The organism is Nocardioides sp. (assembly GCF_050699375.1).
Lineage (GTDB): Bacteria > Actinomycetota > Actinomycetes > Propionibacteriales > Nocardioidaceae > Nocardioides.
The window spans coordinates 1-2945 of record NZ_JBOHDN010000087.1; the positions used below are offsets into that span (position 1 = coordinate 1).

3 protein-coding genes and 1 pseudogene are annotated in these 2945 nt (G+C 71.9%); all 4 read left to right on the forward strand.

Features of this window, described 5'->3' with window-relative positions; all coding sequences use genetic code 11:
• Window positions 1-219 (forward strand): annotated as a pseudogene (locus tag ACRDPS_RS06060) (mycofactocin radical SAM maturase); the annotation flags it as partial.
• 13 nt (window positions 220-232) lie between these two features.
• Window positions 233-1405, forward strand: coding sequence for a pre-mycofactocin synthase MftD (gene mftD / locus ACRDPS_RS06065; RefSeq protein WP_431500726.1), 1173 nt, complete (start codon window positions 233-235; stop codon window positions 1403-1405).
• Between the two features lies 1 nt (window position 1406).
• Window positions 1407-2126: a mycofactocin biosynthesis peptidyl-dipeptidase MftE gene (gene mftE, locus ACRDPS_RS06070; protein WP_431500727.1), complete on the forward strand. Its 720-nt coding sequence runs from the start codon at window positions 1407-1409 to the stop codon at window positions 2124-2126.
• Window positions 2123-2911, forward strand: a complete 789-nt coding sequence (locus ACRDPS_RS06075) for a mycofactocin-coupled SDR family oxidoreductase (RefSeq protein WP_431500728.1) — start codon at window positions 2123-2125, stop codon at window positions 2909-2911. Before mftE ends, ACRDPS_RS06075 begins: the two co-directional genes overlap by 4 nt.
• Window positions 2912-2945: the final 34 nt, after the last annotated feature.

A 2945-nucleotide genomic window follows, 5' to 3' on the forward strand; every position in this document is an offset into this window, starting at 1 on the left:
GGTGGCTGCATGGCCGCCAAGTTCTTCACCGGTCTGCCGCTGGACGGACCGGATCCCGAGTGCGTCAAGGGCAACAGCCAGACCGCGCTCGCCAACCGTGACGGCTCCGGTCTGCCGCAGCCGTCCCAGGACCACTCGCGGTCCGACGCCGTCCTGCTGGGCATGCCCGGCCGTCCGACCAAGCTGCCCGACCGCCTCTGCAACGAGAGCCCTGTCTAGGAGTCAAACCGCCATGTCGAAGATCTGGTTCGAGACCGTCGCTGAGGCCCAGCGACGGGCGAAGAGAAGCCTCCCGAAGTCCGTCTACAGCGCGCTGCTCGCGGGCTCGGAGCGCGGGGTCAGCTATGACGACAACACCGCCGCGTTCGCCGAGCTCGGCTTCGCGCCGCACTGCGCCGGGCTGTCGGGCAAACGGGACCTGGCCACCACTGTCATGGGCGAGGAGATCTCGCTGCCGGTGATCTGCTCGCCGACCGGCGTACAGGCCGTGCATCCTGACGGCGAGGTCGCCATCGCCCGGGCCGCCGCTGCCCGGGGCACCATCACCGGTCTCAGCTCGTTCGCGAGCAAGCCGGTCGAGGAGGTGGTCGAGGCCAACCCTCAGACGTTCTTCCAGATCTACTGGCTGGGCAGCCGCGACGCGATCCTGCGGCGGATCGCCCGGGCGAAGGAGGCCGGCGCCCGCGGTCTGATCGTCACCACCGACTGGTCCTTCTCGATGGGTCGCGACTGGGGCAGCCCGTCGATCCCGGAGAAGCTCGACCTGAAGGCGATGGTGCAGTTCGCGCCCGAGACGCTCGCCCGGCCCCGGTGGCTGTCCCGGTTCGCGCGTGCCGGCTACATCCCTGATCTGACCGTGCCCAACCTGGTCCAGCCGGGGGAGACGGCGCCGACCTTCTTCGGTGCCTACTACGAGTGGATGCAGACTCCGCTGCCGACCTGGGAGGACCTGGCCTGGCTCCGGTCCCAGTGGGACGGACCGGTCATGCTCAAGGGGATCTGCCGTGTCGACGATGCCAAGCGCGCGGTCGATGCCGGCATGACGGCGATCTCGGTCTCCAACCACGGCGGCAACAACCTCGACAGCACGCCGGCGCCGATCCGGGTGCTGCCCTCGATCGCCGACGCCGTCGGTCACGAGATCGAGGTCGTGCTCGATGGTGGCGTACGCCGGGGGAGCGACGTGATCAAGGCGGTCGCGCTCGGCGCCCGTGCCGTGATGATCGGCCGTGCCTACCTGTGGGGCCTGGCCGCGAACGGTCAGGCCGGGGTGGAGAACGTCCTCGACATCTTGCGCAGCGGCGCCGACTCGGCGCTGCTCGGGATGGGCAAGGCCGCGCTGGACGAGCTCAGCGCCGAGGACATCGTCATCCCGCCCGGCTTCACCCGCACCCTGGGTGGCTGAGATGGATCTCGCGCACGCCACCTGGCCCGAGGTCGGTGAGAACGTGGAGGTCGTCATCCTCCCGACCGGCTCGTGCGAGCAGCACGGGCCGCACCTCCCGTTCGCGACCGATGCCGCCGTCGCCACCGCCGTCGCCGAGCGCACGGTGGCACGGCTGCTGGAGGCGGGGATCCACGCGGTGCTGGCCCCCGCCATGCCGTACGGGGCGAGCGGCGAGCACGAGCACTTCCCGGGCACCATCGACATCGGGCACGACGCCCTGCACTCGCTGCTGCTCGAGCTCGGCAGGTCGATCTCGCGGTGGGCGGATCGGGTCGTCTTCGTCAACGGTCATGGCGGCAACGCGCCGGCGATCGCCAGCGCCGTCCGGCGGCTGGTCTACGAGGGTCGTGACGCTGCCTGGATACCGTGCGAGATCGCCTCCGGTGACGCTCATGCCGGCCGCACCGAGACCTCGCTGATGTCGGCGCTCGCGCCCGGGGACGTACGTCACGAGCGAGCGGAGGCCGGTGCGACCGATCCGGTCGAGCTGCTCATGCCGATGATGCGCGCCGGCGGCGTCCGGGCCGTGTCGCCCAACGGCGTGCTCGGAGACCCGGCCGGAGCATCCGCGCCGGAGGGCGACCAGCTGCTGGCCGAGCTGGTCGACGCCGCGGTCGAGGCCGTGCTCCTCGGCAGGGCCGACGGCGCCGGACGGCTGCGGGTGGCGGCGTCGGCATGACGGAAGATCCGGTCGCGCTCGTCACCGGTGCCGCAGGAGGTATGGGTGCCGCGATCGTCGCCGGCCTCGTCCAGGACGGGTTCCACGTCGTCGCGGTCGACGCCTGCGCACCGATGCCGGGCGCCGCGTCGCCGCCGGGTCGCGAGCACGCCCTCCGCGACCTGGAGTCCCGGTGGCCGGGCCAGGTCGACACGGCGATCATCGACGTACGTCACCGCGCGGCCGTGGACCGCCTGGTCGAGTCCATCGACTCCGCACATGAGCGGTTGGACGTCGCCGTCGCAGCAGCGGGGGCGGTCGCCGGCGGCCGTCCGGTGTGGGAAGCACCCGACGGTGAGCTCGACGTGATGCTCGACGTCAACCTGCGCGGAGTCTGGAACCTCGCCGCGGCCGCGGTGCCGCTGATGCTCCGGACGGAGCCTCCGCGCTCGGGCCGGTTCATCGCGATCGCCTCCGCGGCCGGCCATCGAGGACTGCGGCAGCTCACGGCGTACGCAGCCAGCAAGCATGCGGTGGTCGGCCTCGTCCGCGGCCTCGCCGCCGACCTGCGCGGCACCGGCATCACGGCCACCGCGGTCTCGCCGGGCAGCACCCGCACCGAGATGCTCCGCGCGACCGCGGCCCTCTATGGCCTCGACACCGTCGAGCCGTTGGCAGAACGCCACCTCGTCGAGCGGGTGCTCGAGCCCGAGGAGATCGCCGACGCCGTACGCTGGCTCAGCTCGCCACGCTCGCGCGCCGTCACCGGCTCGGTGATCCATGCCGACGGAGGGTTCACGGCATGAACCGGGACCTGGCCCACGGAACGGTCGTCCGGCT

What these genes read in the sequence shown, in the direction of transcription:
- mftE (WP_431500727.1), top strand. Translation starts at nt 1,407, where the DNA reads ATGGATCTCGCGCACGCCACCTGGCCCGAGGTCGGTGAGAACGTGGAG.
- ACRDPS_RS06075 (WP_431500728.1), top strand. Translation starts at nt 2,123, where the DNA reads ATGACGGAAGATCCGGTCGCGCTCGTCACCGGTGCCGCAGGAGGTATG.
- mftD (WP_431500726.1), top strand. Translation starts at nt 233, where the DNA reads ATGTCGAAGATCTGGTTCGAGACCGTCGCTGAGGCCCAGCGACGGGCG.